The sequence below is a fragment of the Labrys sp. ALF-8 genome (genome assembly GCF_059699065.1).
Genome location: NZ_AP048538.1, coordinates 1,830,877 through 1,853,595 on the forward strand (window position 1 = coordinate 1,830,877; position 22,719 = coordinate 1,853,595).

General features: G+C 63.3%; 18 protein-coding genes and 1 tRNA gene. 15 read left to right on the forward strand and 4 right to left on the reverse strand.

The window, feature by feature from the left end:
• Positions 1-81 precede the first annotated feature (81 nt).
• Complete coding sequence (locus AC6H34_RS28775; protein ID WP_497541093.1) at positions 82-1,674, reverse strand: amino acid permease; 1,593 nt, start codon at positions 1,672-1,674, stop codon at positions 82-84.
• 81 nt (positions 1,675-1,755) lie between these two features.
• Positions 1,756-2,559 carry an N-formylglutamate amidohydrolase gene (locus AC6H34_RS28780; RefSeq protein ID WP_497541094.1) on the reverse strand — a complete coding sequence of 268 codons (804 nt, stop codon included), beginning with the start codon at positions 2,557-2,559 and terminating at the stop codon, positions 1,756-1,758.
• A gap of 120 nt (positions 2,560-2,679) precedes the next feature.
• Between AC6H34_RS28780 and AC6H34_RS28785 the strand changes: the two genes are divergently transcribed.
• Positions 2,680-3,552: a MurR/RpiR family transcriptional regulator gene (locus tag AC6H34_RS28785; protein WP_448148125.1), complete on the forward strand. Its 873-nt coding sequence runs from the start codon at positions 2,680-2,682 to the stop codon at positions 3,550-3,552.
• An 18-nt stretch (positions 3,553-3,570) separates the two neighbouring features.
• Here AC6H34_RS28785 and pbpC read toward each other — a convergent pair whose 3' ends face one another.
• Entirely contained in the window at positions 3,571-5,676 is a 2,106-nt protein-coding gene (gene pbpC / locus AC6H34_RS28790) for a penicillin-binding protein 1C (protein WP_448148126.1), read from the reverse strand.
• A gap of 51 nt (positions 5,677-5,727) precedes the next feature.
• Positions 5,728-10,959 (reverse strand): alpha-2-macroglobulin family protein, encoded by a 5,232-nt coding sequence (locus tag AC6H34_RS28795; protein ID WP_497541095.1) that lies wholly within the window; start codon positions 10,957-10,959, stop codon positions 5,728-5,730.
• Between the two features lie 289 nt (positions 10,960-11,248).
• Here AC6H34_RS28795 and AC6H34_RS28800 point away from each other — a divergent pair.
• The 14 genes from AC6H34_RS28800 to AC6H34_RS28865 all read left to right on the forward strand — a co-directional run bounded on the left by AC6H34_RS28800 (position 11,249) and on the right by AC6H34_RS28865 (position 22,693).
• Positions 11,249-11,324: transfer RNA gene (locus AC6H34_RS28800), tRNA-Phe, on the forward strand.
• Between the two features lie 166 nt (positions 11,325-11,490).
• Positions 11,491-12,693, forward strand: coding sequence for a tyrosine-type recombinase/integrase (locus AC6H34_RS28805; RefSeq protein ID WP_497541096.1), 1,203 nt, complete (start codon positions 11,491-11,493; stop codon positions 12,691-12,693).
• Positions 12,694-12,836: 143 nt separating this feature from the next.
• A complete protein-coding gene (locus tag AC6H34_RS28810; RefSeq protein WP_497541097.1) occupies positions 12,837-13,028 on the forward strand; it encodes a helix-turn-helix transcriptional regulator in 192 nt (63 codons plus the stop codon).
• Positions 13,025-13,696 carry a DUF1441 family protein gene (locus AC6H34_RS28815; RefSeq protein ID WP_497541098.1) on the forward strand — a complete coding sequence of 224 codons (672 nt, stop codon included), beginning with the start codon at positions 13,025-13,027 and terminating at the stop codon, positions 13,694-13,696. The genes AC6H34_RS28810 and AC6H34_RS28815 overlap by 4 nt, the downstream gene beginning before the upstream one ends.
• Positions 13,697-13,733: 37 nt before the next feature.
• A complete protein-coding gene (locus AC6H34_RS28820; RefSeq protein ID WP_497541099.1) occupies positions 13,734-15,803 on the forward strand; it encodes a phage terminase large subunit family protein in 2,070 nt (689 codons plus the stop codon).
• A gap of 95 nt (positions 15,804-15,898) precedes the next feature.
• Positions 15,899-16,129 (forward strand): gpW family head-tail joining protein, encoded by a 231-nt coding sequence (gene gpW, locus AC6H34_RS28825; RefSeq protein WP_497541100.1) that lies wholly within the window; start codon positions 15,899-15,901, stop codon positions 16,127-16,129.
• Positions 16,129-17,808, forward strand: a complete 1,680-nt coding sequence (locus tag AC6H34_RS28830; protein WP_497541101.1) for a phage portal protein — start codon at positions 16,129-16,131, stop codon at positions 17,806-17,808. Before gpW ends, AC6H34_RS28830 begins: the two co-directional genes overlap by 1 nt.
• Positions 17,805-19,124, forward strand: coding sequence for a S49 family peptidase (locus AC6H34_RS28835; RefSeq protein WP_497541102.1), 1,320 nt, complete (start codon positions 17,805-17,807; stop codon positions 19,122-19,124). The genes AC6H34_RS28830 and AC6H34_RS28835 overlap by 4 nt, the downstream gene beginning before the upstream one ends.
• Positions 19,125-19,162: 38 nt before the next feature.
• Complete coding sequence (locus AC6H34_RS28840) at positions 19,163-19,591, forward strand: hypothetical protein (RefSeq protein WP_497541103.1); 429 nt, start codon at positions 19,163-19,165, stop codon at positions 19,589-19,591.
• Positions 19,592-19,660: 69 nt separating this feature from the next.
• Positions 19,661-20,764 (forward strand): major capsid protein, encoded by a 1,104-nt coding sequence (locus AC6H34_RS28845; protein ID WP_497541104.1) that lies wholly within the window; start codon positions 19,661-19,663, stop codon positions 20,762-20,764.
• 72 nt (positions 20,765-20,836) lie between these two features.
• Positions 20,837-21,142 carry a hypothetical protein gene (locus AC6H34_RS28850; RefSeq protein WP_497541105.1) on the forward strand — a complete coding sequence of 102 codons (306 nt, stop codon included), beginning with the start codon at positions 20,837-20,839 and terminating at the stop codon, positions 21,140-21,142.
• Positions 21,142-21,531, forward strand: coding sequence for a hypothetical protein (locus tag AC6H34_RS28855; RefSeq protein WP_497541106.1), 390 nt, complete (start codon positions 21,142-21,144; stop codon positions 21,529-21,531). Before AC6H34_RS28850 ends, AC6H34_RS28855 begins: the two co-directional genes overlap by 1 nt.
• Complete coding sequence (locus AC6H34_RS28860; RefSeq protein ID WP_497541108.1) at positions 21,531-22,184, forward strand: hypothetical protein; 654 nt, start codon at positions 21,531-21,533, stop codon at positions 22,182-22,184. The genes AC6H34_RS28855 and AC6H34_RS28860 overlap by 1 nt, the downstream gene beginning before the upstream one ends.
• Positions 22,181-22,693: a hypothetical protein gene (locus AC6H34_RS28865; RefSeq protein WP_497541109.1), complete on the forward strand. Its 513-nt coding sequence runs from the start codon at positions 22,181-22,183 to the stop codon at positions 22,691-22,693. The genes AC6H34_RS28860 and AC6H34_RS28865 overlap by 4 nt, the downstream gene beginning before the upstream one ends.
• Positions 22,694-22,719: the final 26 nt, after the last annotated feature.

Sequence of the window (22,719 nt, forward strand, 5' to 3'; positions counted from 1 at the left end):
TTGTTCCCGACTTCCTGGATTGTTCTTCGAGTGCAATGAAAAGCCGGCCCCGAACCTTCGCGGGGCCGGCTGTCGTCGTGATCAGGCCGTCTCGCCGACCGCCTTCTCGGCCTGGGCGATCTCGCTGGCGCGCTTGGCGATGTCCGCGCCGATCGGCGGGCCCTTGAAGCGCCGCGCCTCGATGCCGAACCACAGCACAAGCAGGAGGACCAGGAGACCGATGGCATAGTTGATCAGGATGTCGAAGGGCGGCTGAATGCCCGCATACATCAGGACCAGCACGCCCAGGACGGCGATGACGCCCAGCGGCTTGGACCAGATGCCGAGCCGGAAAGGCCCGAATTCGGTCCAGGTCTTGCCTTCCGCGAGGAGGCCCGCGGCGATCGGCATGGCGTAGGAGACGTAGAGGAACAGCGCGCACCCGGCCGCCAGGGCCGCGAAGGCCGGCGAGTAGAGCGTTGCCGCCACCGAGAGGACGGCGCCGAGCCAGATGGCCGCGACGGGCGTGCGCCATGTGGGGCTCACGCCCTTCCAGAGCGAGGAAGCCGGCAAGCCGCCGTCACGCGCGAAGGCGTAGATCATGCGCGAGGTGGAGGTCAGTCCGGCGAGGGCGCAGATGAAGTTGGCGATCACGATGCCGATGGCGAGGACGTCCTTCAGCGCGCCCGGAGCAGGCAGGTTGTTGAACAGGTTGAACCAGCCAGCGCCGCCATCCTTGGCCGTCTGCGCGAGATCCGGGCTGGCCATCACGAAGGACACCGCCATGGCGAGGCCGAAGACCAGCGACCAGAATACGGAATGGATCATGCCGCGAGGCACGGCCACCCGAGCGTTCTGCGTCTCCTCGGAGGTGTGCGCCGAAGCATCGAAGCCGGTGATCGTGTAGAGGGGGTAGAGGAGGCCCACCAGGAATGCGATGAAGGCCGGACGGGGCTCGGGCACGTAGTTGCCACCCGGATCACCCGTGGTGTTCACGAAAGTGGTGATACGGGAAAGGTCCCAGCCCGCGCCCCAGATGAGGAAGGTGAGGGTCAACACGACCGCCAGCACCAGGATGAGGTAGCCGGAGAAGTCGGTCAGCAGCGTGGTCAGCTTGATGCCGAAATGATTGATCAGCGCCTGGACGAGGGTGATCAGGCAGACGGCGACGACCTGGGCGACATAGGCTGAATTGTTGACGGCGGCCGCCTGCTCGGCCGTCATGCCCTGCGGCAGCGGATCGGTGGTCACAGAAGTCCAGGCGGTGACGTCGACGTGGAAGACGCCGGCCAGGACGAGATCGCGGAACAGCAGCCACACGCCGACGTTCACGGAGGCGACCACGAAGATCAGGCCGAGCAGGTTGATCCAGGCAGTCGCCCAGCCCCAGCCACGCCCGCCGAGGATCGAGGACCAATGATAGAGGCCGCCGGCCGTAGGATAGGCCGAACCGATCTGGCCGAGGCAGGCCGCCACGATCAAGGCGAAAACACCGCCGATGATCCAGCCGATGGTCGCCTCGAAGCCGAGGCCGGTACCCATGGCGAGGGGGAACGAAGTGATGCCGCCCGCCAGGATGCAGATGATGGAGAAGGAGATCGCGAAGTTGGAGAAGCCGCCCATGCGGCGCGCCAACTCCTGCGCGTAACCCATGGAATGGAGGACCTTTACGTCCTCGTCAGTTGAACCACTCATTGTAAGTCCCCCGACTTATCGTCTTGTGAGCGATGGATGGTAGCTTTCGGATGGTTGCGTCCGTGGCCGGTATGCCGGCTCTCATTCTTGAGGAGTTCCCTCCTGCACCGGGATGCCCTTGAGGATGGAGGCAAGTTTCGTGCCCCACGCCCGCTCTTGCTCGGGCGTGGTGAGAAGATCGTTGCGGATCTCCACCATAACGCTCGAAAGCCCCTGGCTTTGGCCATGGCGATCCAGCGTGTGGTAGACCCGGTCGCCCGGACTATAGGGCTCATTTGCGCCGACGACGATTGCCGAATCTCTGCGCAGGGCGGTCAACATCGGGGCAGACAGGCTTTCGTCCCGATCGAACAGGATGCCGATGTGCCAGGGGCGTCCGGCGCCGTTGTAGACGGGCGTGAAACTGTGGATACCGACGATCGCGACGGGCCCCTTCGCCCGCTTGGCCGCCACCTGGGCTGCGACGCCGGCATGGAAGGGCTCGTACACTTCCGCGACGCGAGTCCGGCGCTCCTCGTTGGAAAGATCCGTATTGCCCGGAATGATGGTGTCCTCGCTCTTGGCCGTGATGGCATCGAATACCGAGGGATCGCGGTTGCAATCAATCACCAGTCGGCTGACGGCGCAGGAGACCAAGGGCGCATCAAGCTCCTTCGCCAGCACCCGCGCGACACCGAGGGCGCCGGGATCCCAGGCGATATGACGCTGCAGCTCGGCTTCCGGCAGGCCCAGATTGCCGAAGCGGGCCGGCACGAAATTGGATGCGTGTTCGCAGACGATGACAAAGGGCCCGAGGCCCCCTGCATTTTCGACGATGGCGACATCGGCCGGAACCGGCTTGTCCGGTCCGCCGCTGGCGGTCATGTCGGCAAGCGACTCTAACATTCATTACGTCCAGATGAATTATTGCACCGCGTGTTATTCTGAGTACAGCAGCGCCCGACTTGTCAATTACGAAAATAACCGCCACCCTCCATTTCGTACCTTTTGAGACGGAGCGGCTTGATGACGAAGCAGCCAGATCAGGCGACCGCCACGAACGACGAGACCCTGGCGATGCTGATCCGCGGCAGGTTGGGCGACCTCACGCCGACCGAGCGGCGCGCTGCCCATGTACTCCTCTCGAATTATCCCTTCGCGGGCCTTGAAACCGTTGCGCAATTTGCCGCTCGTGCCGGCGTATCCGCGCCTTCCATCCTGCGTTTCATCGCCCGGCTCGGCTTCGGCGCCTATGCGGATTTCCAGCGCCACCTGAAGGATGAGCTGGAGGCGCAGCTGCAGTCCCCGCTCATGAAGCAGTCGCCGGAACCCGTCGCCGCCAGTCCCCTTTCCGCCTTCGCCGCGGCCACGCTGGCGAATGTGACCCAGACTTTCGAATCAGTTGCGCCGGCTGAATTCGAGGCCATCCTCGCCATTCTCACCGACACCAAGCGCCGACTGCACATCGTTGGCGGACGCCTGACCGAAGCCATCGCGCTCTACGCCGTGCGCCACCTGCGGGTGATCCGTCCGGAAGTGACGCTGGTGGAAGGACAGGCGGCGACCTGGCGTGATCAGGTAATCGATTTCGGCAAGCGCGACGTGCTGATCGTCTTCGATATCCGCCGCTATCAGGACGACATCATCCTCCTGGCGCAGGAGGCGGCCGAACGGGGAGCCAGCATCGTGCTGTTCACCGATCAATGGCTTTCGCCCATCGCCCGCTTTGCCCGCCATGTCATCTCGGCCCGCACCGCGGTGCCCTCGAACTGGGATTCGAACACGGCCATTCTCGCGGTGGTGGAGGCGTTGATCGCGGGCGCCACCAAATCGCTGTGGGAATTGTCGAAGGCCCGCATGGAAGCATTGGAAATGCTCAGGAAAGGCGGCCCCAGGTAGGTCCGCGCACCCGGTCGTCTACTCGAGCCGGATCTGCACGCTCGCCGTGTGGCCTTTCGCGTCGATCACGGACAACCGTGCGAATCCCTTGCCGGGCTTGTCCCAGATGGCCTCGCGCCGTTCCTCGCCTATGGCGATGGGCAGGCCGTCCGCAAGCCAGGTAAAGGGGGGCGCGCCGCCCATGGCCTTCAGCGCGAGCGTGGCGTCCGGCTCGCTGGACGAGATGTCGACACGTGCGCCGTCGGGCGGAAAGGAGATCGCCAGCGGAGCATCGCCCGGGCCGGCCGCGGCGACCTCGGGCAGGCTGCCCGGCCGGAAGCGCTGCAAGGCCGGCGGCAGCTCGGAGGTACGGGCGAAGACGACGCCGGGCGGCGGCGGAGGCAGAGGCGTGCGCTTCTCGCTGATGCGCTGGAACGCATCGAACAGGATCGGCGCGGCAGCCTTGCGACCCACCAGGTCCGATACCGGGGCGCCGTCCGGCCGGCCGACCCAGACGGCCACCGTATTGGCGCCGTCATAGCCGACCGCCCAGGCGTCGCGATAGCCGTAGGACGTTCCGGTCTTGTAGGCGATCTTGCCTCCGATGGCATTCTCGGGAGGCGGCGCGCCGATGAGCACGTTTCCGACCTGCCAGGCCGCCGCCTTCTCGAACAGGCGATGCGGCTGTGCGGCAATCGTCCTGTCCTGCGGGCGCCAGACCAGCGGAAGCGCCTCGCCGTCCCGCGCCAGGGCGAGGTAGAGAGTGGCGAGGTCCGTGAGCTTGACCCCTGCCCCACCGAGCCCGACCGCGAGGCCCGGGGCCGCGTCGACAGGCAGTGCGGGCTCGGCGCCGGCATTCTTCATGCGGGCAATGAGGCGCGTCGGGCCAACGGAATTGAGCAGCATGACCGCCGGTACGTTGAGCGATTGCTGCAGGGCCCGGCGCATGGTGACCGTGCCCTGGAAGGCATCGTCGAAATTCTCCGGCTTATAGATCCCGAAGCGCGCGGGACGGTCGTCGACCAGCGTCTCGGGATGGGCAAGCCCGTCTTCGAAGGCAAGCCCGTAGATGAAGGGCTTCAGGGTAGATCCCGGTGAGCGCAGGCTCTCGGCGAGATCCATCTGCCCTGCCCGCGCCTTGTCGAAATAGCCGACGCCGCCGACATGGGCACGCACCTCTCCGGTTTCGTTGTCGACGGCAATGATCGCGACCGAGACCCCTCCGCCCAATGCGGTGGCGCGCTCGCGCGCCAGGTTCTCCAACTGCTCCTGAAGGAATCGCGAAATCGTCGTGGTCTCTACGAAACTCGCCTTGGGGCCGCTCGCCTGGTTCTGGCGGGCAAAGCGTTCCGCGACGTGGGCGGCGAGAAGCGGGAAGAGCCTGCGGCCCTGCGGCGCCGTCTCAAGCGATGCCGACCTCGCCTGGTCGGCATTGATGATGCCCTTTCCGGCGAGCAGCGCGAGCACGCGGTTGCGCGCGGCCTTGGCCACGGCTGGCGCCCGGTCGGGGCGCCGCGTTTCCGGCGCCTGCGGGAGTGCGACCAGCATGGCCGCCTCGGCCGTCGAAAGCCGCTTGGGCTCCTTGCCGAAATAGGCGAGCGAAGCAGCGCGCGCGCCTTCGAGATTGCCGCCATAAGGCGCCAAAGCCAGATAGAGCTGCAGGATCTCTTCCTTGCCGAGCCGATTCTCGATCTGCACGGCACGGATCATCTCGGCCGCCTTGTCGGCAAAGGTCCGGCTGGGACGCGGTTCGAGGAGACGAGCGACCTGCATCGTCAGGGTCGAACCGCCCGACACGACATGGCCATGGCGCAGCATCTGCCAGCTGGCGCGCAGCATTGCCACGGGATCGACCCCATGGTGGGAATAAAAGCGCTTGTCCTCATAGGCGATGAGCATGGAGACGAAACGGCGGTCCACATCCTCCGGCCTGGCCGGCAAGCGCCAATAGCCATCCGCCGTCGTGAAGGGGCGAAGCAGCTTGCCGTCCCTGTCCACCACAAGCGGCGAATAGGTGATGGCCTCGCCGAGCGGCACCGGCCCGAGGCGGCGCAGCACCTCGGAGAGCGTGAATCCGCCGGCGTTCACGACGATGATCGCAGTGAACAGGAGCGCACAGAGTATGTGGGTACGGCGGGAAGTCATGTCCGGGAACACCTGCTGGAGGGCCGGCCCGAAGGCCGGCCCTCCGATTCCTTACTTGGCCGTCACCGTCATCGTCGTGGTGGCAAGCGTGGCGTTGCGCTCGGGCTGGTACATGTCCTCCACCGTTGTGCCGGGCAGCGTGTACTGGCCCGGCGCGACGGCGCGGACGATGTAGGCGACCTTCACGGACTGGTCGGTGAACGCGGCAACGAAGCGATCGTCGCGGAACTCCGAATGCGTGACGTCCGTGAGGTCCGTCAGCCACGAAAGACTGCCGGTTTCCCCGGTCGCGACCAGTGTCGGATTCTCGATCTCAAGGCCGGCGGGCAGCCGGTCGACGAGAAGGAAGTTGCCCGTCTGGTCGTCACCCGTCCGGCTGGCGCTCAGAACCACCACGAGACGGGTGTTCTGCTGCACCTGGTCCGGATCCGCCGGCTTGCCGCTCAGCGTGAAGTAGCTGCGCGTGAGGTTCATGCCGTTGAAGGATTCCGGCTCCGGCACCGTGGGAGATCCCGAGACGGCCACCACCGCCTGCAGCGGGCCCCCGCCTGGGTTCTTGACCGTGTGGGCGGCCGCGAGCGCGCCGCCGCGATAGACCTTGTAGAAGGCCCCCTGCTGGGCCGAACCGTCGACATTCAGCTCGATCGAGCGAGCCTGGTCGACCACTGAACGAGCGGCCAGCACCATCCAGGTCATCTCCTGGGTGGAACTGTACCGGGTCTTGGCCCGCGCGTCGGTGATGACCTTCAGCGCGGCCTTGATCACAGGCGCACCGGCTCCGTTGTCACCGGCCAGAGCGACCATGGCGGCGGCATCACGCAACGGCGAACCGTAGTTGCGGTAGGCAGACACCGTGCCCGCCGCTTCAGCCTGCAGCGCTTCGGCGGCCGAGGAGAAGGCCTCGCTGGCACGCGGCTTGTCGCCGAGCATGCCGAGCGCCGCCGCGATCTGCGCGCGCGCCATGGCGGTGCCGAACTGCCCGATCTTGGTATCGGCGAAATATTTCAGATCGCCCGCCGGCGCGCGGCCGGCGCGTGCCAGGGTGTAGAGCGCATAGGCGATGTCCTCGCCCTTGCCTTCTTCCACCTCGGGGGCGTTGCCGACGCGGTTGCGCAGGTAGTCGACCGCCTGGTTGAGGGCGAGTTCAGGCACTGCGAAACCCTTCTCGCGAGCCCGCAGCAGGAAGTCGGTGACATAGGCGGAGAGCCAGAGTTCGCCGCTGTCGGCGCTCCACAGACCAAACGCGCCATTGGAGTCCTGGCGGGCGAGAAGCCGCTGGACCGTATCGGCGAGCCGGTCTTTCACCGTGCCGTCGAGATCGAGATTGTTGCCGCCGAGTTCGGTGAGATAGAGCAGCGGCAGAGCACGACTGACCAGCTGTTCCGAACAGCCATAGGGATAGAGGTCGAGGTCACGAAGGAGGCTCGGCACGTCGAGCGCCGAGGAGGGACCGACCGAGAGCGAGACCGCACCCGTGCCGGGCACCATCTCGGCGACGAGATCGGCATTCACGGTGATCCCGCCGCCATTGGGGGCGATGTTCTGCACCACACGCCGCGTGACCGGCGGATTGGCCGGGAGCACGCCGAGCGTGAAGCTCTGGTCGATGGCGACATTGCCGGGACCGGCAAGCGTGGCGACAAGGCGCGCCGTGCCCACGCCGGTGGCGGTAATGGGGATGTTCACTGGAGTGCGCGAGCCGACCGGACCGATCTTCACGGTCTGGTAGAGCGCGGCCGGCGCGGCGCCGATCGGCCCGTCGACATTGACCGCGAGCGTGTAGTCACCCGGCGTGGCCTCGGCATTGACGAGGTCGAGTCGGAAGCGCGACTGGTCACCCGATCCGAGGAAGCGCGGCAGCGTGCCGGCGATCACCACCGGATCGCGGGCGATGACATCCACCGAGGCATGGCCGACCTTGGTCTGCGTCCAGGCGACGGCCATGACGCGGATGGAGCCATTGAAGGCCGGAATGTCGAAATTCACCTCGGCCGTACCGTCGGAGGCGACCTCCACGATGCCCGAGAACAGGGCGAGCGGCGCTTGCGTCGGCGGCGGGCTGTTGAAATTCGCCCCGCCGTCGCCGCCGGTGCGGATATGCCCGCGGGCGCCCTCCATGCCGTCGATGAGCTGGCCGTAGATGTCGTGCAGCTCGGCCGAAAGGCGCTTCTGGGCGTAGTAGTAGGTTTCCGGCTCCGGAGGCTTGTAGCCCGTGAGATTGAGGATGCCGACGTCGACAGCAGCGAGAGTGACATAGGCCTTCTCGCCGCTCAGTCCTTCGATCTTCACGGGCACCTTGAGCGGACGGCGCGGCTTCATCACGTCGACCGGCGCGAGCGAGACCTTGAGCGTGCGCTCGTCACGGTCGATACCGAACCAGGCAAGGCCGATGGCTCGCGTGGGCATGCGCTTGGCTTCCACGTCCATCGGGCGGAAATGGGTGACGACGACGTAGGCGCCCGTCCCCCAGTCCTGGCCGACGGTGACGGGAACGGTGGTGCCGCCAGCCGGCACGTCGATCAGCTGTGAGGAGAGGAGCTTTTCGCCCACAACCTGCACGGAGGCCTTTCCGGTGAATCGCGCGTCGATCTTGACCTGGAGCGTATCGCCGGACTTCACGCTGGAACGGTCCAGCGCCACCGGCAGCATATCGGGGGTATCGGCCTTTTCGCTGGTGTAGTAGCCGGCGTAGAAGGTCGATGACGCCGAGGCGAGCGCGTCGGCGGCAATCTCGAGGCGGTACTGGCCCCACTGCACCGGTGCGGAGATCTGCGTCGGCTTGTCGGCCGCAAGGTCGATGGTTCCGCCGCCGACCTTGCGGGCCGTCGTGACGGCCTCGTAGTTCCACCGATTGTTCGACTTGTACCACTGATAGGTCGTGGTGAGGCGCTTCAACGTCCAGGTCGCGGCCTTTGCGGCGGCCTGATTGCCCTGGGGGTCGACGGCGACGACATCGAACAGCGCCTGCTGGCCCTCGGGCACGGTGCCCGCGTCAAAGCGCGGTTTCAGACCGAGCATGGGGCCAGCGGAGGCGATAGGCAGCGACGTCGTGCGTACCACGCCCCGCCCGCCGCCCTCCTTCATGCGGATAACGAAGTTCGCCTTCAGCGGCCGCGTGGTGGTGGGCAGTTGAGGCAGCGGCACGGTGAAGTCCGCATGGCCCTTGTCGTCGGTCTGGGCGAGGTCGTCGATGGTGTTCTGTACCGTGTCGACGCTTTCGTCCGTGAGCCCGAATGCATAGTCCTTCCATTGCGGGAAGGGCTGGTCGTCCACCGAAACGGACACGTCGCCCTCGACATCGAGGCCCGCGGCCGGCGCGCCGAAGAGGTAGCGACCGTCGACCTTGAGGCTGGCGCCGCTGGTGCGATCGATGCGGGTGCCGTCGGCGGCGAGATCAAACTCGATACGATCGGGCACGTAGTCTTCGACCAGGAAGGTCGTCTCGCCCACCGGCGCGCCCTTGGGGTCCGTATAGGCCTGCACGCGCCACGTGCCGCTGGCGGCCGAGGAGATGATCGGGATATCCGAGGCACGTCCGCCCGCGCCCTGATCGTTCAGGACGGTGCGGGAATACTCGACGCCGTCCGGACGCTGGACCACCAGGGTGACGGGCACGTTGCCGAGGGCATTGGCGTTGCCGTCACGCAGCAGAACGGCGGCATGCACCGTTTCGCCGCGACGATAGACACCGCGCTCGACATAGACGAAGGCATCGGCCGCACCCGGCGGATCGCGCCCGGTCACGCCGCGGTCCGTGAGGTCGAAGGCCTGCTGGGAAAGATCGATGAAGGCGTAGTCGTTCTTGCCGTCGGAGGCGACGACGAGCGCCGGCTCCTGGCCGTCCGTGCCCTTGGTGAGGCCGGCGTCGAACCAGGCAGCGCCGTCGGCGCCCGTCTTCACCGATCCCAGGATCTCGTTGTCGCGGGCGATCAGGCGCACGGTGACGTCCGCAAGCGGATCCGCCGTCGCGATCGAGCGCAGGAACACGTGCAGCCCGTCCTTGCCCTTCAACGTGGACAAGCCGAGATCGGAGACGACGAACCACTGCGTGGCGAGCTGGCCGTATTCGTCGTCGTTGTCGTTCACCTCGCCCGGCTGGGCCGTCATCACGTAGAGACCGGGATCGATCTTGCCGAGCGCCTCGTCAACAGGGAAGGCCGTGGTGACGTCCTCGTTCGGCGGGCTGGTGAGGTCCATCGTGCCTTCCCAGACCTTCTGACCCTTAGTGCGGGCGAGGTCGCCGGCCTGAGAGCCGTAGATCTGATCGAGGAAATTCGAATCGGCCACGGCCGAGAGAAGGCTGCGGTCGCCCACGCGATAAAGCTTCAGCTTGGCCTGCCGGGAGTTGACGGAGACCAGCGGAATGCCGTTCTGGCCGGTGCGGGGCAGTACGTAGGACTTTCCGACGAACTGCACCGAGGGTTCGCGGTCGCGCACGTAGAATTCGTAATCGGCATCCTTGAGCAGGTTTTCGTCCACCGCCGACGGCAACCCCTGGCGGACCGTCACCTTGTAGCGGCCGCCATGCTTGAGGCCTTCAACGCACAGCTTCGTGCCGTCGACCGTGACGGCCGAGACCGGGCCGGGATCCTGCGTGAAATATTGCGAGAAATCGCTGACGGAATTGGAAACGGGATCGGAGAACTGGAAGCACACGCGCGGCTGCGGCGCGTCGCTCTCCACCGTGTAGTCCGTGATGCGGAAGCCATGCTCCTTGCGCACCTGCTCATAGGTCTCGCGGATGCTGGCATCCTCCGCCAGCTCCAGGCTCGCACGGTAGGCGTTCAGCGCCGGCCGCCAGTCCTCGCGCTTGACGAGGGCCTGGGCCACGTCATTCAGGGCCGCGGCCTTGTCCGGGGTGGTGCTGGCGAGCTGATAGGCGCGGATCGAGGCGCCCAGCGCCTTGTAAGGCAGTTCGTAGCCGTCCTGGCTGTTGAAGGGCTCGGCGACGAGGAGGAGGTCGGCGAGCTGCTTCCAGGAGGCGAAATCGTTCGGCCGGAGCGCCAGCACCTGCTCGACTACAACGGCGGTGTTGCGGGCATTGTCCGCGGCTTCCGCCGCCTGGAGCTCCTGCTGCACCTGAGGAAGCCCCTTCTTGAGCGTCTTGGCGAGCCGGGCGATCGAGTCCTTGTAGCTGTCTGCCGCGTAGGAGTAGCTGTCGGCCTGGAAGGGCGGCGCGGCTGCCGCCGGCAGGTTCGCCTGCCATCCCAGCAGCGCCAGCACAATCATGAGTTGTACCAAATATCGAACGACGCCGTTGATGCGCGCTGGTTCGCCAAGCATGCCGCCAATCCTCATTCACGCGTAAGCTTCGCCCATGCTAGCGCCCCTGCGTGACACGCGCGCGGCACCCCGGGAACGCGAAGCCCTCCCATCCCGTCACACTAAGTGCGGGCCGATCCGGCGGCAATCATGATTCATCAAGTTTTTACCAACTGTTTCGGTGGTAACACCTTGTCGCAAAGGCGACTTTCGAAAGCCTGTCGATTTTTCTGTCACATGGGCTGGACAACCCCAAGTGCCATGGCTATAAGCCGCCGTCTCGCGTCGGCCCCGGCTGACTCGACCGGATGCCTAGGTAGCTCAGTTGGTAGAGCATGCGACTGAAAATCGCAGTGTCGGTGGTTCGATTCCGCCCCTAGGCACCATTACCCCCTCTCAACTGATCTCAGATCATCTCGAAACAGCAGCAAAATCAATAGCTTAGAGCTAATTGTTGCAATCAGAAGATCTCATGTCGTCTCACGGCAGCTCAGTTGAATTCGGGGTATTACCTGGGGTACTGGAAATTCCAGCAAAAACCGATACCCCGACATGCCCCTCACCGACGTAGCCATTCGCAATGCCAAGCCCACCGATAAGGCTTTCAAGCTATCGGACGCCCGTGGCCTATATCTGTTGATCAAGCCCAACGGCTCGAAGCTTTGGCAGATGAAATACACCTGGCAGGGCAAGGAGCGCGCGCTGTCGTTTGGCCCCTACCCTCACACATCACTCTCTGACGCGAGAAAGCAGCGCGACCAGGCGAAGCTCGATATCAAGAATGCGATCGATCCGTCGGCCAAAAAGAAGGTCGCCAAAGCCGCGGCGGCCATAGCTGCCAAGAACACATTCGCGGACGTGGCCAAGGACTATCTGCGACGCTTGAAGTCCGAGAAGAATGTGTCAGAGCCGACCATGAAGCGAGCCAAATGGCTGCTGAATGACCTCGCCGGTCCGTCCCTGAGCACTCGCCCGATATCGGAGATCAAGCCGGTTGAGATCTTGTCGCTGTTGCAGAAGATCGAGCGTAGTGGACGGCTCGACACCGCCCGCCGCTTGCGGGCGACACTGAGCAGCGTCTTCAAGCTGGCGATCGTCACGCTCCGAGCCGATAGCGATCCAACCGCTCCGTTGATTGGAGCTACTGCGGCCCCGGCCGTGGTGCCCCGGCCGGCGATTACAGATGAGCTGGCATTTGGCCGAATGCTCAAGGTGATCGATGAGTACGATGGCTGGCCGACTCTCACAGCCGCCCTGCGCATCATCGCCCTACTCACTCCGCGCCCCCAGGAGTTGCGTCTGTCAACCTGGAAGCAGAGCGAGTTTGACCTGGCGCAGAAGAAATGGAGCATTCCAGAGGAGCGGATGAAGAGCCGTCGTCCTCACGATATACCGCTGTCGCGGCAAGTGGTTGAAATCCTCTCCGAGCTGAAGTTGCTCACCGGCGATGACGACTACGTTTTTTCATCGATCCGGAACAAGGCGCGCCCGCTCTCCGAAAATGCCTTGAACTCGGCTTTGCGACGCATGGGCATCGCCGGCACCGAGCACTGCGCACATGGCTTCCGATCGTCATTCAGTACCATCGCGCACGAGGCGAAGCTCGGCCGCTCCGAGGTGGTGGAAATGCACCTCGCGCACCTCGACGAGAACGAGACCCGCCGTATCTACAATCGGGCGAAATATTGGGAAGAGCGCGTTCAGCTCATGCAGGATTGGGCTGACTATTGCGACGATCTAAAAGCTAAAGCGTAAAGGGGAGCCGGGCACGAGGCCCGGCTCAGTCAAGGGAGGAAACGCTCTCACTTAGAGGGCAGGTGCATACTCTCACGTTCCCACTTGAATGGCAACTTTTTGTTGTATAAGGTGCCAAAAAGTTGACGACCTGGACGCACCAAATGTCTCGCCCCGAAACCGCATCGAAGTTCCTCCGCCTGCCAGCAGTACTTGCGCTCGTGGGATTCAGCCGACCAACCCTCTATCGGAGGATTGAAGCCGGCGATTTCCCCAAGCCGGTGAAGCTTGGCTATATCTCTGTGTGGCCGGAGGAGGCGATAGCCGCCTGGCAGCAGCAGAAGATGAGCGCATGAGGCGCGATCTGGATGAGCTGTTCGGAGGCTCGAGCGCTCCGGCGCCGACGCCAGCCGTGACCGATCCACCTCGCCGCCGCGCAGGTCGACCTACCAAGGAAGAGGCTCGTGCGCGACTGCTCGCCATGGACGTTGAAACGTTCTCCATCCCGTGGATGATGAAGACATTCCGGATGAGCCGGCAGAAGGTCGAAAGACTGCTCGCGCCAGTGGCGCCAATCGGTTTCCACACGAACGGCGGCCCGCTCTACGACCTGGTCGAAGCGGCGCAGTACCTCGTCACGCCCAAGGCTTCGCTGCGCTCTTACATGAAAGACATGAAGCCGGCTGACCTGCCGCCGCGTCTGCGCGAGAGCGTGTGGAATGCCAAGCTGAAGGAGCAGAAGTTCCGACTGCTCGCCGGTGAGCTGTGGCCCTCGGACTCCGTGATGGCGGTGTTCGGCGAGACCTTCAAAACGATCAAGAACACCACGCAGCTTTGGGTCGACACGATCGAAGAGGACTCAGGGCTCACGGACAAGCAGCGCGAGATCATCAACCAGCTTGTCGACGGTTTGCTCGACGAGTTGCACGGGAAGCTAATCAGCCACGCCAAGAGCAACGCGACGCCGAGCCAGGTGGCCGAACTCGATGACGATCCTGAGCTCGAGGAAGACTATGAGGATTAGATCGGCCACCTATGGCTCGATTGAGGACATGATGGTCATGGCCTCCGAAATGGTCAGACCGCCTGTCAGATTGAGCACCAGTCAAGCCGCCGTCGAATATCGGAAGCTCAACAACCCCGGTTCGTATGTCGGCCCGTGGCGCAACGAGAAGACGCCATATCTTGTCGAGCCCATGGACACGCTCGACAGCCTGGATTTCACCGAAGAGGTATTCGTCGGGCCCGCGCGTACGGGCAAATCCGACATGTGCCTCAACTGGATCGCAAAGACGTCGATCTGCGATCCTGCCGACATGATGATCGTCCATATGACGCAGGCAAGTGCCCGCGACTGGTCGCAGCGCGATCTCGCGCGCCTATTTCGGCATTCTCCGGAGGTCGGGTCTCGCCTCCTGCCAGGGCGCCAAAACGACAACGTGCATGACAAGAAGTTCAAGTCCGGCATGGACTTGATTATCAAATGGCCGACCATCACTGAGCTTTCTGCGAAGACGATGCGGTACGTCTGGGAAATGGACTACGACCGCATGCCCTTGGACGTGGACGGCGAAGGGCCTCCGTTCGACCTGGGCGCCAAACGCACAACCACCTTCAAGCGCTTCGGCATGACCATGGCGGAGTCCTCGCCGGGCTATGACGTCGAAGACCCGAAATGGGAACCGCGGACACCTCACGAAGCTCCTCCCGCGAAAGGCATCCTCGCCCTCTACAATCGCGGTGATCGCCGCCGCTGGTATTGGCGCTGCCTCAACCCGAACTGCCGACGCGCCTTCGAGGCAGACTTCAAGCACTTCAACTATCCGAGGTCCGGTGATCACATGGAAGCGGCCGAGATGGTGACGCTGACATGCCCGCATTGCCAATTCGATTTGGAGCCGGAGCATAAGCAGGAGCTCAACGCGGGAGGTCGCTGGATCAAGGAAGGGATGCTCTGGCTACCTGACGGCAAGATAGTGGGTACGCCGATCCGGTCGAAGATGGCGAGCTTTTGGCTCAAGGGGCCGGCCGCAGCTTTCCAGGACTGGTCATCGATCGTCTACAATTACCTCAAGGCCGAGGAGGAATTCGAGAAGACCGGCGACGAAGGTGCGCTCCGTAAGACGACGAACACGGACCAAGGCCTCCCCTATTTGCCGAAGGCGATGGAGTCGGCTCGGTCAACGAGCACGCTGTCCGACCGCAAGGAAGAATGGGGTGGCACGCTCGAAAATCCGGTCGTACCTGACGGCGTGCGATTCCTAGTTGCCACAGTCGACGTACAGGCCGGTGGTAGGCCGTCGTTCGTCGTGCAGGTGCATGGCATCGGCGAGAATGGCGAAATCTGGCTGGTCCACTATTTCAAGATCCGCAAGTCTGCCCGTCTCGATGCCGACGGAGAGCGTGAGTTGCTCGACCCGGCGTCCTACCCCGAAGACTGGCATATTCTGATCGAGGAAGTGATCGAGCGTACCTACCCGCTGGACGATGACAGTGGGCGTCGAATGGCGATCAAAATCACTGCCTGCGACTCTGGCGGCCGCGACGGTGTTACCGCCAATGCCTACGCGTTCTGGCGGTATCTTCGCGGAAAGCCGGAAGGTCACCACAAGCGGTTCCGCCTCGTGAAGGGTGAGCCATCCAAGACGGCACCCCGCATCCGCGAGGGGTTCCCTGACTCGACGAACAAGCAGCGCAGCGCCGGTGGGCGCGGTGACGTACCTGTGCTGTTTATCAACAGCACCATGGTCAAGGACCAGGTCTCCGGCATTCTTGGCCGTGAGGTCGAGGGGCTGGAGCGAAAGCCAGAAGTCGTTTTCGGCGCCGTGCATTTTCCGTCCTGGACCGAGACGTTCATTTTCCAACAGCTTACCGCCGAGGTTCGTACCGGAGATCGTTGGGAAAACCCTCGCAACCGGCGAAACGAAGCGTGGGACTTGCTTGTCTACTGCATCGCGATTTGCTTGCACGCACCGATCCGACTGGAGCGTCTCGACTGGTCAACACCGCCGTTATGGGCTGAGCATTGGGATGAGAACGAGCTCGTTTTCGGCAATGAGGATATCATCCCGACGAAAGCGATACCCGAGAAGAAACGCAGTCTCAGAGACCTTGCGAGCGGTTTGTCTTGATAACTATGTCAACTATTTGTTGCATGACAACAAATAGTTGCCAAATAATATCTCGTGGTTTATCTCTCGCTGAAACTTTCCCCAGCGGATGAACCATGGCGCTTGCAACCCAGGCAAATCTCGAAGCAGCCGAAGCAGCTTACTTCAAGCTGATGACCGGCGAGAGCGTGGCCAAGTTCCGCGATCAGAACGGGGAAGAGGTCACCTACGCGGCCTCAAAGGCATCGGATCTTCGAGCGCTGATCAATCTCATTCGCGCCGAACTAGGCCTTCCCGCACTTGGCTACACGGGCTTCACCGGGCCGGCGACCGTGTGGTTCGCCTGATGGCTCGCCGCATTCAATCAGATATTGCAGAATTGCTTGGCGACGGGGCGTCGAGCAATCTTCCCGTGCCGGGCGGTCGCAGGGTGTCGTCCGGCACGGGTAAAGATCTCGCGATCGTTGGCGAGGCCCATGAAGGTGCCAGCCTCTTCGACCGTGAACTGGCGCTATGGCAACCGTCCGGACGCTCGGCCGATCTTGACACCATTCCGGAGAAGTTCACCGCCGACACGCGTGTCCGCGACATGGTGCGGAACGATGCCTACATGCAGGGCGGCGCCGACATCCACAAGGATAGCGTTGTCGGCGCGTACTTCATGCTTAATGCCAAGCCCTCCTCGAAGACGCTGTTCGGCAAGGAGGACACCGTTTGGGAAGACGAGTTCCAGGAAGAGGTTGAGGAGAAGTTCGCATTCTCCGGAGAGTCGACCGACAACTGGCTCGACGCATCCAGGCAGAGCACCCTCACCGGCCTCGCACGCATGGCCGTCGGATCGAATGTCTTCGCTGGCGAGTCCATCTCCAGCGTCGAGTGGATTCGCGAGAGCGGCCGCCCATTCAGCACAGCGATCCAGATCATCGATCCCGATCGGCTACGCGCGCCGCCGCAATATCTTAACGACCGCAACGTGCGCGGCGGTGTGCGGCTTAATAGCTGGGGTGCACCCGTCGGCTATTACATTCGCATGGCGCATCCCAGCGAGTTCTTCGATCCGAACTCGCAGCAGACTGCATTCATCCCTGCGCGCAAGCCATGGGGGCGTCGTCAGATGCTCCATATCTTCGAGCGCAACCGGGCGGCTCAGTCGCGCGGCATGTCGATGGTGGTATCGGCGCTCAAGGAGATGAAGCAGACCAAGCGCTTCCGCGAGATCATGCTTCAGAACGCCGTGGTGCAGGCCACCTTCGCCGCGTCGATCGAGTCCGATATGCCGCCTGCCCAGGCGCTCGCAGCCATCGGCGTCGATGATGTCGGCAAGGCGATCGAAGAGTATACGGCCGGATACCTCGGCTCCATCAAAGAATATGCGGCCGGCCTCAAAGGCCTGACCCTCGACGGCGTGAAGATCCCGCATCTGTTCCCGGGCACCAAGCTCCAGATGCGCCCCGTCGGCAAGATGGGCCCGCTCGGTACGGACTTCGAGCACTCCCTACTGCGCTACATCGCTGCTGCTCTTGGCATCTCCTACGAGGAACTGTCGCGCGACTACACGCAGACGAACTACTCGTCAGCCCGCGCCGCCATGAGCACGACCTGGCGCGCGATGCAGTCGCTCAAGAAGCGCACGGCCGATACCTTCGCAACGCTGGTCTACCAGCTCTGGTTCGAGGAGCTCTTCAACGCGGGCTCCTTCGAAACGCTCAAGGGCCGGCGCTCGGTGAACTTCTACGATCCGTTCATCAAAGAGGCCCTCACCGCCTGCGATTGGGTCGGTGCGAGCCGCGGCCAGATTGACGAGCTCAAGGAGACACAGGCGGCCGTGCTCCGCATCAACAACGGTCTCTCCACGATCGAGATGGAGTGCGCCCGTCTCGGCCTCGACTGGCGCAAGACCCTCCGCCAGCTCAAGCGCGAGAAGGAGTGGAAGGAAGAGTACGGAATCCTCCTCCAACAGACCGACACAACGAACCAGGAAAACGCGCTTTCGGCTGAGCCGAGCGACGGGAGTGGAAACTCATGACCAACAACCCGCTACTCGCCAGCTTTCAGCACGTCCCGGCGCTCGTGAACCCCGCCATGAAGGGCGTGTTCGAGGCCTGCCTGCAGCAGGCCGCGCTTCTGTCAGCAAAGATCGAGGCTTCGTTCGCCAACGACAAGCCGGTGATGGCTGATGACGGTTTCTGGTTTTCGCAGGACGACTGGCGCTCGGCCTATCGCCCGTACATCGTCAAGAACGGCGTGCTGCTGATTCCGATCAAGGGCGTGCTGCTGCATGACTTCGGCTATCAGCTCGGAAGCTGGGCGACCGGCTATACCTACATCCGCCGCGCGTTTGACCGCGGCATGGCCGACCCCGAAGTCAAGGGTATCGCCCTGGTTTGCGACACCCCGGGTGGTCACGTTGCAGGTGCATTCGACCTGGCAGACGCGATGTATGCGGGTCGCGGGCAGAAGCCGATCCGTGGCTTTGCCAGTGAGAGCGCCTACTCGGCCGGCTACCTGCTGATTTCGACCGCCGACAACGTCAACGTCACCCGCACCGGTGGGCTGGGCTCGATCGGCGTAGTCACCATGCATGTCGACTACTCCAAGGCCCTGGAGCAGGACGGCGTAAAAATCACCTTCATCCATTTCGGCGCGCACAAGGTCGACGGTAACCCGTTCGAGCCGCTGCCCGATGATGTGAAGGCTCGTATCCAGGCTCGCATCGACGAGTCCGGTGAACTGTTCGTCGCCACCGTGGCGCGAAACCGGGCGATGAGTGCAGACGACGTTCGGGCAACCGAAGCCGCCTGCTTCACCGCCTCAGAAGCCGTGTCGAATGGGCTCGCCGATAACATCGGCTCGCTTGACGACGCCGTTGCCGCGTTCGCGGCTGATTTGCTCATTGATGATGAGGAAGACGATATGTCCACGAATAAGGGCGAATCGGCGGTCGATCAGGCCGCCGTTGATACCGCACGCGCTGAAGGTCATGCCGCTGGTCTCGAGGCTGGTGCCGTTGCTGAGCGTGCCCGCTTTGCCGGCATTCTCGGCCATGAGAACGCCAAGAAGCGCCCGAAGGCCGCGATGTCCTTCGCAACGAAGACCGGCATGAGCGTTGAGCAGGTTGGCGAAATGCTCGCCGACATGCCGGAGGAGACGGCTGAAGCGCCCGCCAGCGGTCAGCAGTCGCGCGACAGCGCCTTCAAGCAGGCCATGGACGGCGGCAAGCAGCCCAACGTCGGTGCTGACGGCGGCGAGGACCGCTCGGAAGCTCAGACCGAGGTCGAGAAGGACAAGGCTCGAGCCGCCAATGCTCTCACGCTTGCGGGCTACCGCAAGAAGAGCGCCTGAGCCCTCCCACGTAACCGCCAAACAGGAAAGAGATTCCCATGGCAAACATCAACCTTCCCGATCGCTCCACGCTCGGCGGAATTCCCTACCAGTGGTCGCAGGACATCGTTCGTGGGCCCGTCGGCTGGATCACCGGTGACGAGCCGGACGTGGCGACCGAAGATCTTGTCTTCGCCACCAACCAGGTGATCCCGGCTCGCACGCCCCTGGAGAACAGCGCCGGTGGCCTGATTCCCTCCACCAACGACCCCACCAAGATCGTCGGCTTCTCCGTGATCGATGTGGACACGACGGGCGCTGCGCGCGCTGCGCCGGTCTACGTTCAGGGTGTCTTCAACCCCGACCTGGCGAACTGGCCGGCCACGTTCGACTCGGCCGCCAAGAAGATCGCTGCATTCCGCGGTGCCCCGGCGCCGTGCAGCATCATCATGCGCTCGGTCAGGACCGCAAGCGTGACGCTGCCCTGAGCAGCGTCACTTCTTCCTCACCAACTTTCGCAGAGGCCCGCGCGGCTCTCACAATGAAAGGATCTTGAAATGGCAATGCCGACCGGATTGGAGCTTTGGTCTCCCCGCGCGCTCCTCGCTATTCAGCATGACGAGCGCTTCGACACCGTGCCCGACTACTTCATGGGCACCTACTTCCAGGGCCGCTACTACTCGGAAGATCGCGAGATCAAGCTGAGCAAGCTGCCGATGGCGAACCGCTTCCTTGCTCCGTTCGTGCTGCCCACTGAAAAGGGCAAGCCGATCTTCAAGCAGCAGGGCGAGACGCTGAGCGCTCTCACCACGCCGTATATTAAGCCGAAGGACGCGGTTCGCGCCGCCGAGGCCCGCAATATCACGCCGAGCGAGATCTATCTCAACGGCGGCACGCCTCCCGGCCCTGCCCAGCGCTTCGACCAGCGCGTCGCCGAGGTCACGCAGTTCCATATGCGTGCGATCCAGATGCAGCAGGTCTGGATGGCGGCCCGCGCCCTCATCGACGCCAAGGTCCAGGTCTCCTACGAGCGCGAGACCGGCAATCCCTACCCGAACGCGACGATCGACTTCGGCCGCAGCGCAGCGCACACCGTTACGCTCGGTGCTGGCGCCCGCTGGGATGATCCCGATCACGATATCCTCGGCGACGTCACCTCGTGGCTTAACACGATGTATCTCACCGAGCTCGGGGGCACGGGCACCCGCATGTACCTCGGGTACCAGGCCCTCGGTGCATTCCGGAAGAACAAGGGTGTGAAGGAGCTCCTGAACAAGTTCTACGGCGGTGCGGAGAGCGTCAACCTCAACGACTTCCGGACGATCCAGCGTACCATTCAGCCGCTCAACTATGTCGGCAAGCTGGACAACAACCTGGAGGTCTACAGCTATCGAGACGTGGTGCAGAACAACGACGGCACGCTGGTGGAGATGTTCGATCCCCGCGACGTGCTGATCACCTGCCCCGGCATCGGTGGCGTGATGGCCTTCGGCGCGATCGAGGATGCCGCCGCCTACACCTCCGGCATGCAGAACGCCGAGGTGTTCCCGAAGATGTGGTACGAGGAAGACCCGGGCGACGTCTTCATTATGCACCAGTCGGCGCCCCTGCCGATCCCGGTGTATCCGAACCGGACCTTCAAGGCCCGAGTTCTCGCCTGATCTGACGGAGGCGCACAGGGGGCTGTGCGCCTTTCGTCACTCTTTTGTTGACACAACAAGGATATCACTCTGATGCCGAAGCTCTTTGCACTACATACGATCCATCGCAACCCAACCGGCAAGAAGATCGAGGTCGTGGAACCCGAGTCCGTTTTCCCTGCCTCCGACGCGGAGGTCAAAGATCTCACCAAGCTCAACGCGGTTCGCGAAGCGAGCGCCGAGGATGTCGCCGTGGCGAAGGCCAAGGGCAAGTTCATCGTCGATGCGGATGACGTTGACGAAGATGAAGGCGACGGTGAAGCTGAGGGTGAAGGCGAGTCCAACCAGGGCGGAAAGCCTGCCGCTCGCTCTCGCAGCCGGAAGTCCTCGGGACTCTGATGCCTGACATCCGCGACACCAGGCGGAAAGCTCGCCGGGATCTGCACAATGCGTTGCGGGTTCCGGCTTACTATCGCGCCACGCCGAACGCACCCTGGGTGCGAGTGCATGTGCGCGACTTCACCAAGCCCATCGTGCAGCGCGCCTTCGGCCGCCACGACGTGCAGCTTGGACTTGCCGATATCAACGATGCCGACCTGCGTATCCTCATCATGCGCGATGAGTTCGAGACGCTCGGCCTCAGGTTTGCCCGCGGCGGGGTGTTCTCCCTCGACATTGATGAAGCCTACGCGGTCGACAACCTGCTAGCTCCCGACGACATCACGCACACGGCCTCCGTGGTCAAGGTACTCGACACGACCGGCTTCCCGGTGCCGGAGCCCGACTGATGGCGAACGATGGCACTTACGTTGTGGCGATCGAAGGCCTCAAGGATCTCGGCAACCTCGACGATCTATCCGACGAGATCGTGCGCGCAGCGTCGATGGCCGTGAATTCCGCAGCGCGCTTTGGTCGTACTCAAGCATCTCGTGCCATTCGCCGTCAGATTGCCTTCCCGGCAGATTATCTCAGCGAGACGAACGGCAAGCTTCGCATCTCGAAATATGCCGCCGCCGATGATCTCTCTGCCGTGATCAGTGCGCAGCGGCGGCCGACGTCGCTCGCTCGGTTTGCCAAGCCGCCACTCACAACCTACGGCAAGGGTCAGGCGCGAGGGAACAACCCCGGCGTCAGGGTAGAGATCAAGCCCGGTCACGCCGTTCGCCTCAAGAATGCCTTCCTGATCAAGCTGCGCCGTGGCTCGACCACCACGGACACGCAGAACAATCTCGGCCTGGCCATGCGGCTGAAGCCCGGCACAAAGCCGAGCAACACGTCGAAGGCCAAAGAGATCTTTCCTAATGTCTGGCTGCTCTATGGCCCGAGCGTCGATCAGGCGTTCATCAACAGCCAGAGTAAGGGCGTGGCAGACGACATTTCCCCGGAAATCGCCGACTACCTTGAGAGCGAGTTCCTCCGCCTTGTGGATCTCAAGCTATGAGCACTTTCACCCGTCCCTTCCGTCTTCGCGTCCTCGATGCCATGCAAGCAGCGCTCAAAGCCGGCGTGCCCGACGTGGGCGAGAATGTCTTCGTCGGCCGACGTCTGATCGGCGACGACGAGCCCCTGCCGATGCTCACCATCCTCGAGCCGCCCGTGGCGATCGACCAGGTGCAGCCCGACGCGGAAGACAATCCGTTGATGGTCGGTGAATGGGACGTCATCGTGCAGGGCTGGGCGAACGACCAGGATCTCAACGACCCGTTGGCGCATGCCTACACACTGGCCGCCTATACCCGTGCTGTTTTGACCGCCGAGAAGACCCGCGTCAAAGGCCGGACATCCGATGCGCTGGGACTTGGTTCGCTATCCAGCCCCCGCAACAATATCGTCAGAATGCGTGTCGGTGCGACCGTCACGCGCCCTGCCGATGCAACCTCGGTACGCGCCTCGTTTTATTTGCCTGTGAACTTCACATTGGCAGAAGACATTCTGGCGCCGTTCGAGTAAGTAAGTTGTCAACATTTTAGAGACAT

Excerpts from the sequence above, each read along its gene's own strand:
- AC6H34_RS28775 (WP_497541093.1), bottom strand. The coding sequence starts at position 1,674 with ATGAGTGGTTCAACTGACGAGGACGTAAAGGTCCTCCATTCCATGGGT.
- AC6H34_RS28780 (WP_497541094.1), bottom strand. The coding sequence starts at position 2,559 with ATGTTAGAGTCGCTTGCCGACATGACCGCCAGCGGCGGACCGGACAAG.
- AC6H34_RS28785 (WP_448148125.1), top strand. The coding sequence starts at position 2,680 with ATGACGAAGCAGCCAGATCAGGCGACCGCCACGAACGACGAGACCCTG.
- pbpC (WP_448148126.1), bottom strand. The coding sequence starts at position 5,676 with ATGACTTCCCGCCGTACCCACATACTCTGTGCGCTCCTGTTCACTGCG.
- AC6H34_RS28795 (WP_497541095.1), bottom strand. The coding sequence starts at position 10,959 with ATGCTTGGCGAACCAGCGCGCATCAACGGCGTCGTTCGATATTTGGTA.
- AC6H34_RS28805 (WP_497541096.1), top strand. The coding sequence starts at position 11,491 with ATGCCCCTCACCGACGTAGCCATTCGCAATGCCAAGCCCACCGATAAG.
- AC6H34_RS28810 (WP_497541097.1), top strand. The coding sequence starts at position 12,837 with ATGTCTCGCCCCGAAACCGCATCGAAGTTCCTCCGCCTGCCAGCAGTA.
- AC6H34_RS28815 (WP_497541098.1), top strand. The coding sequence starts at position 13,025 with ATGAGGCGCGATCTGGATGAGCTGTTCGGAGGCTCGAGCGCTCCGGCG.
- AC6H34_RS28820 (WP_497541099.1), top strand. The coding sequence starts at position 13,734 with ATGGCCTCCGAAATGGTCAGACCGCCTGTCAGATTGAGCACCAGTCAA.
- gpW (WP_497541100.1), top strand. The coding sequence starts at position 15,899 with ATGGCGCTTGCAACCCAGGCAAATCTCGAAGCAGCCGAAGCAGCTTAC.
- AC6H34_RS28830 (WP_497541101.1), top strand. The coding sequence starts at position 16,129 with ATGGCTCGCCGCATTCAATCAGATATTGCAGAATTGCTTGGCGACGGG.
- AC6H34_RS28835 (WP_497541102.1), top strand. The coding sequence starts at position 17,805 with ATGACCAACAACCCGCTACTCGCCAGCTTTCAGCACGTCCCGGCGCTC.
- AC6H34_RS28840 (WP_497541103.1), top strand. The coding sequence starts at position 19,163 with ATGGCAAACATCAACCTTCCCGATCGCTCCACGCTCGGCGGAATTCCC.
- AC6H34_RS28845 (WP_497541104.1), top strand. The coding sequence starts at position 19,661 with ATGGCAATGCCGACCGGATTGGAGCTTTGGTCTCCCCGCGCGCTCCTC.
- AC6H34_RS28850 (WP_497541105.1), top strand. The coding sequence starts at position 20,837 with ATGCCGAAGCTCTTTGCACTACATACGATCCATCGCAACCCAACCGGC.
- AC6H34_RS28855 (WP_497541106.1), top strand. The coding sequence starts at position 21,142 with ATGCCTGACATCCGCGACACCAGGCGGAAAGCTCGCCGGGATCTGCAC.
- AC6H34_RS28860 (WP_497541108.1), top strand. The coding sequence starts at position 21,531 with ATGGCGAACGATGGCACTTACGTTGTGGCGATCGAAGGCCTCAAGGAT.
- AC6H34_RS28865 (WP_497541109.1), top strand. The coding sequence starts at position 22,181 with ATGAGCACTTTCACCCGTCCCTTCCGTCTTCGCGTCCTCGATGCCATG.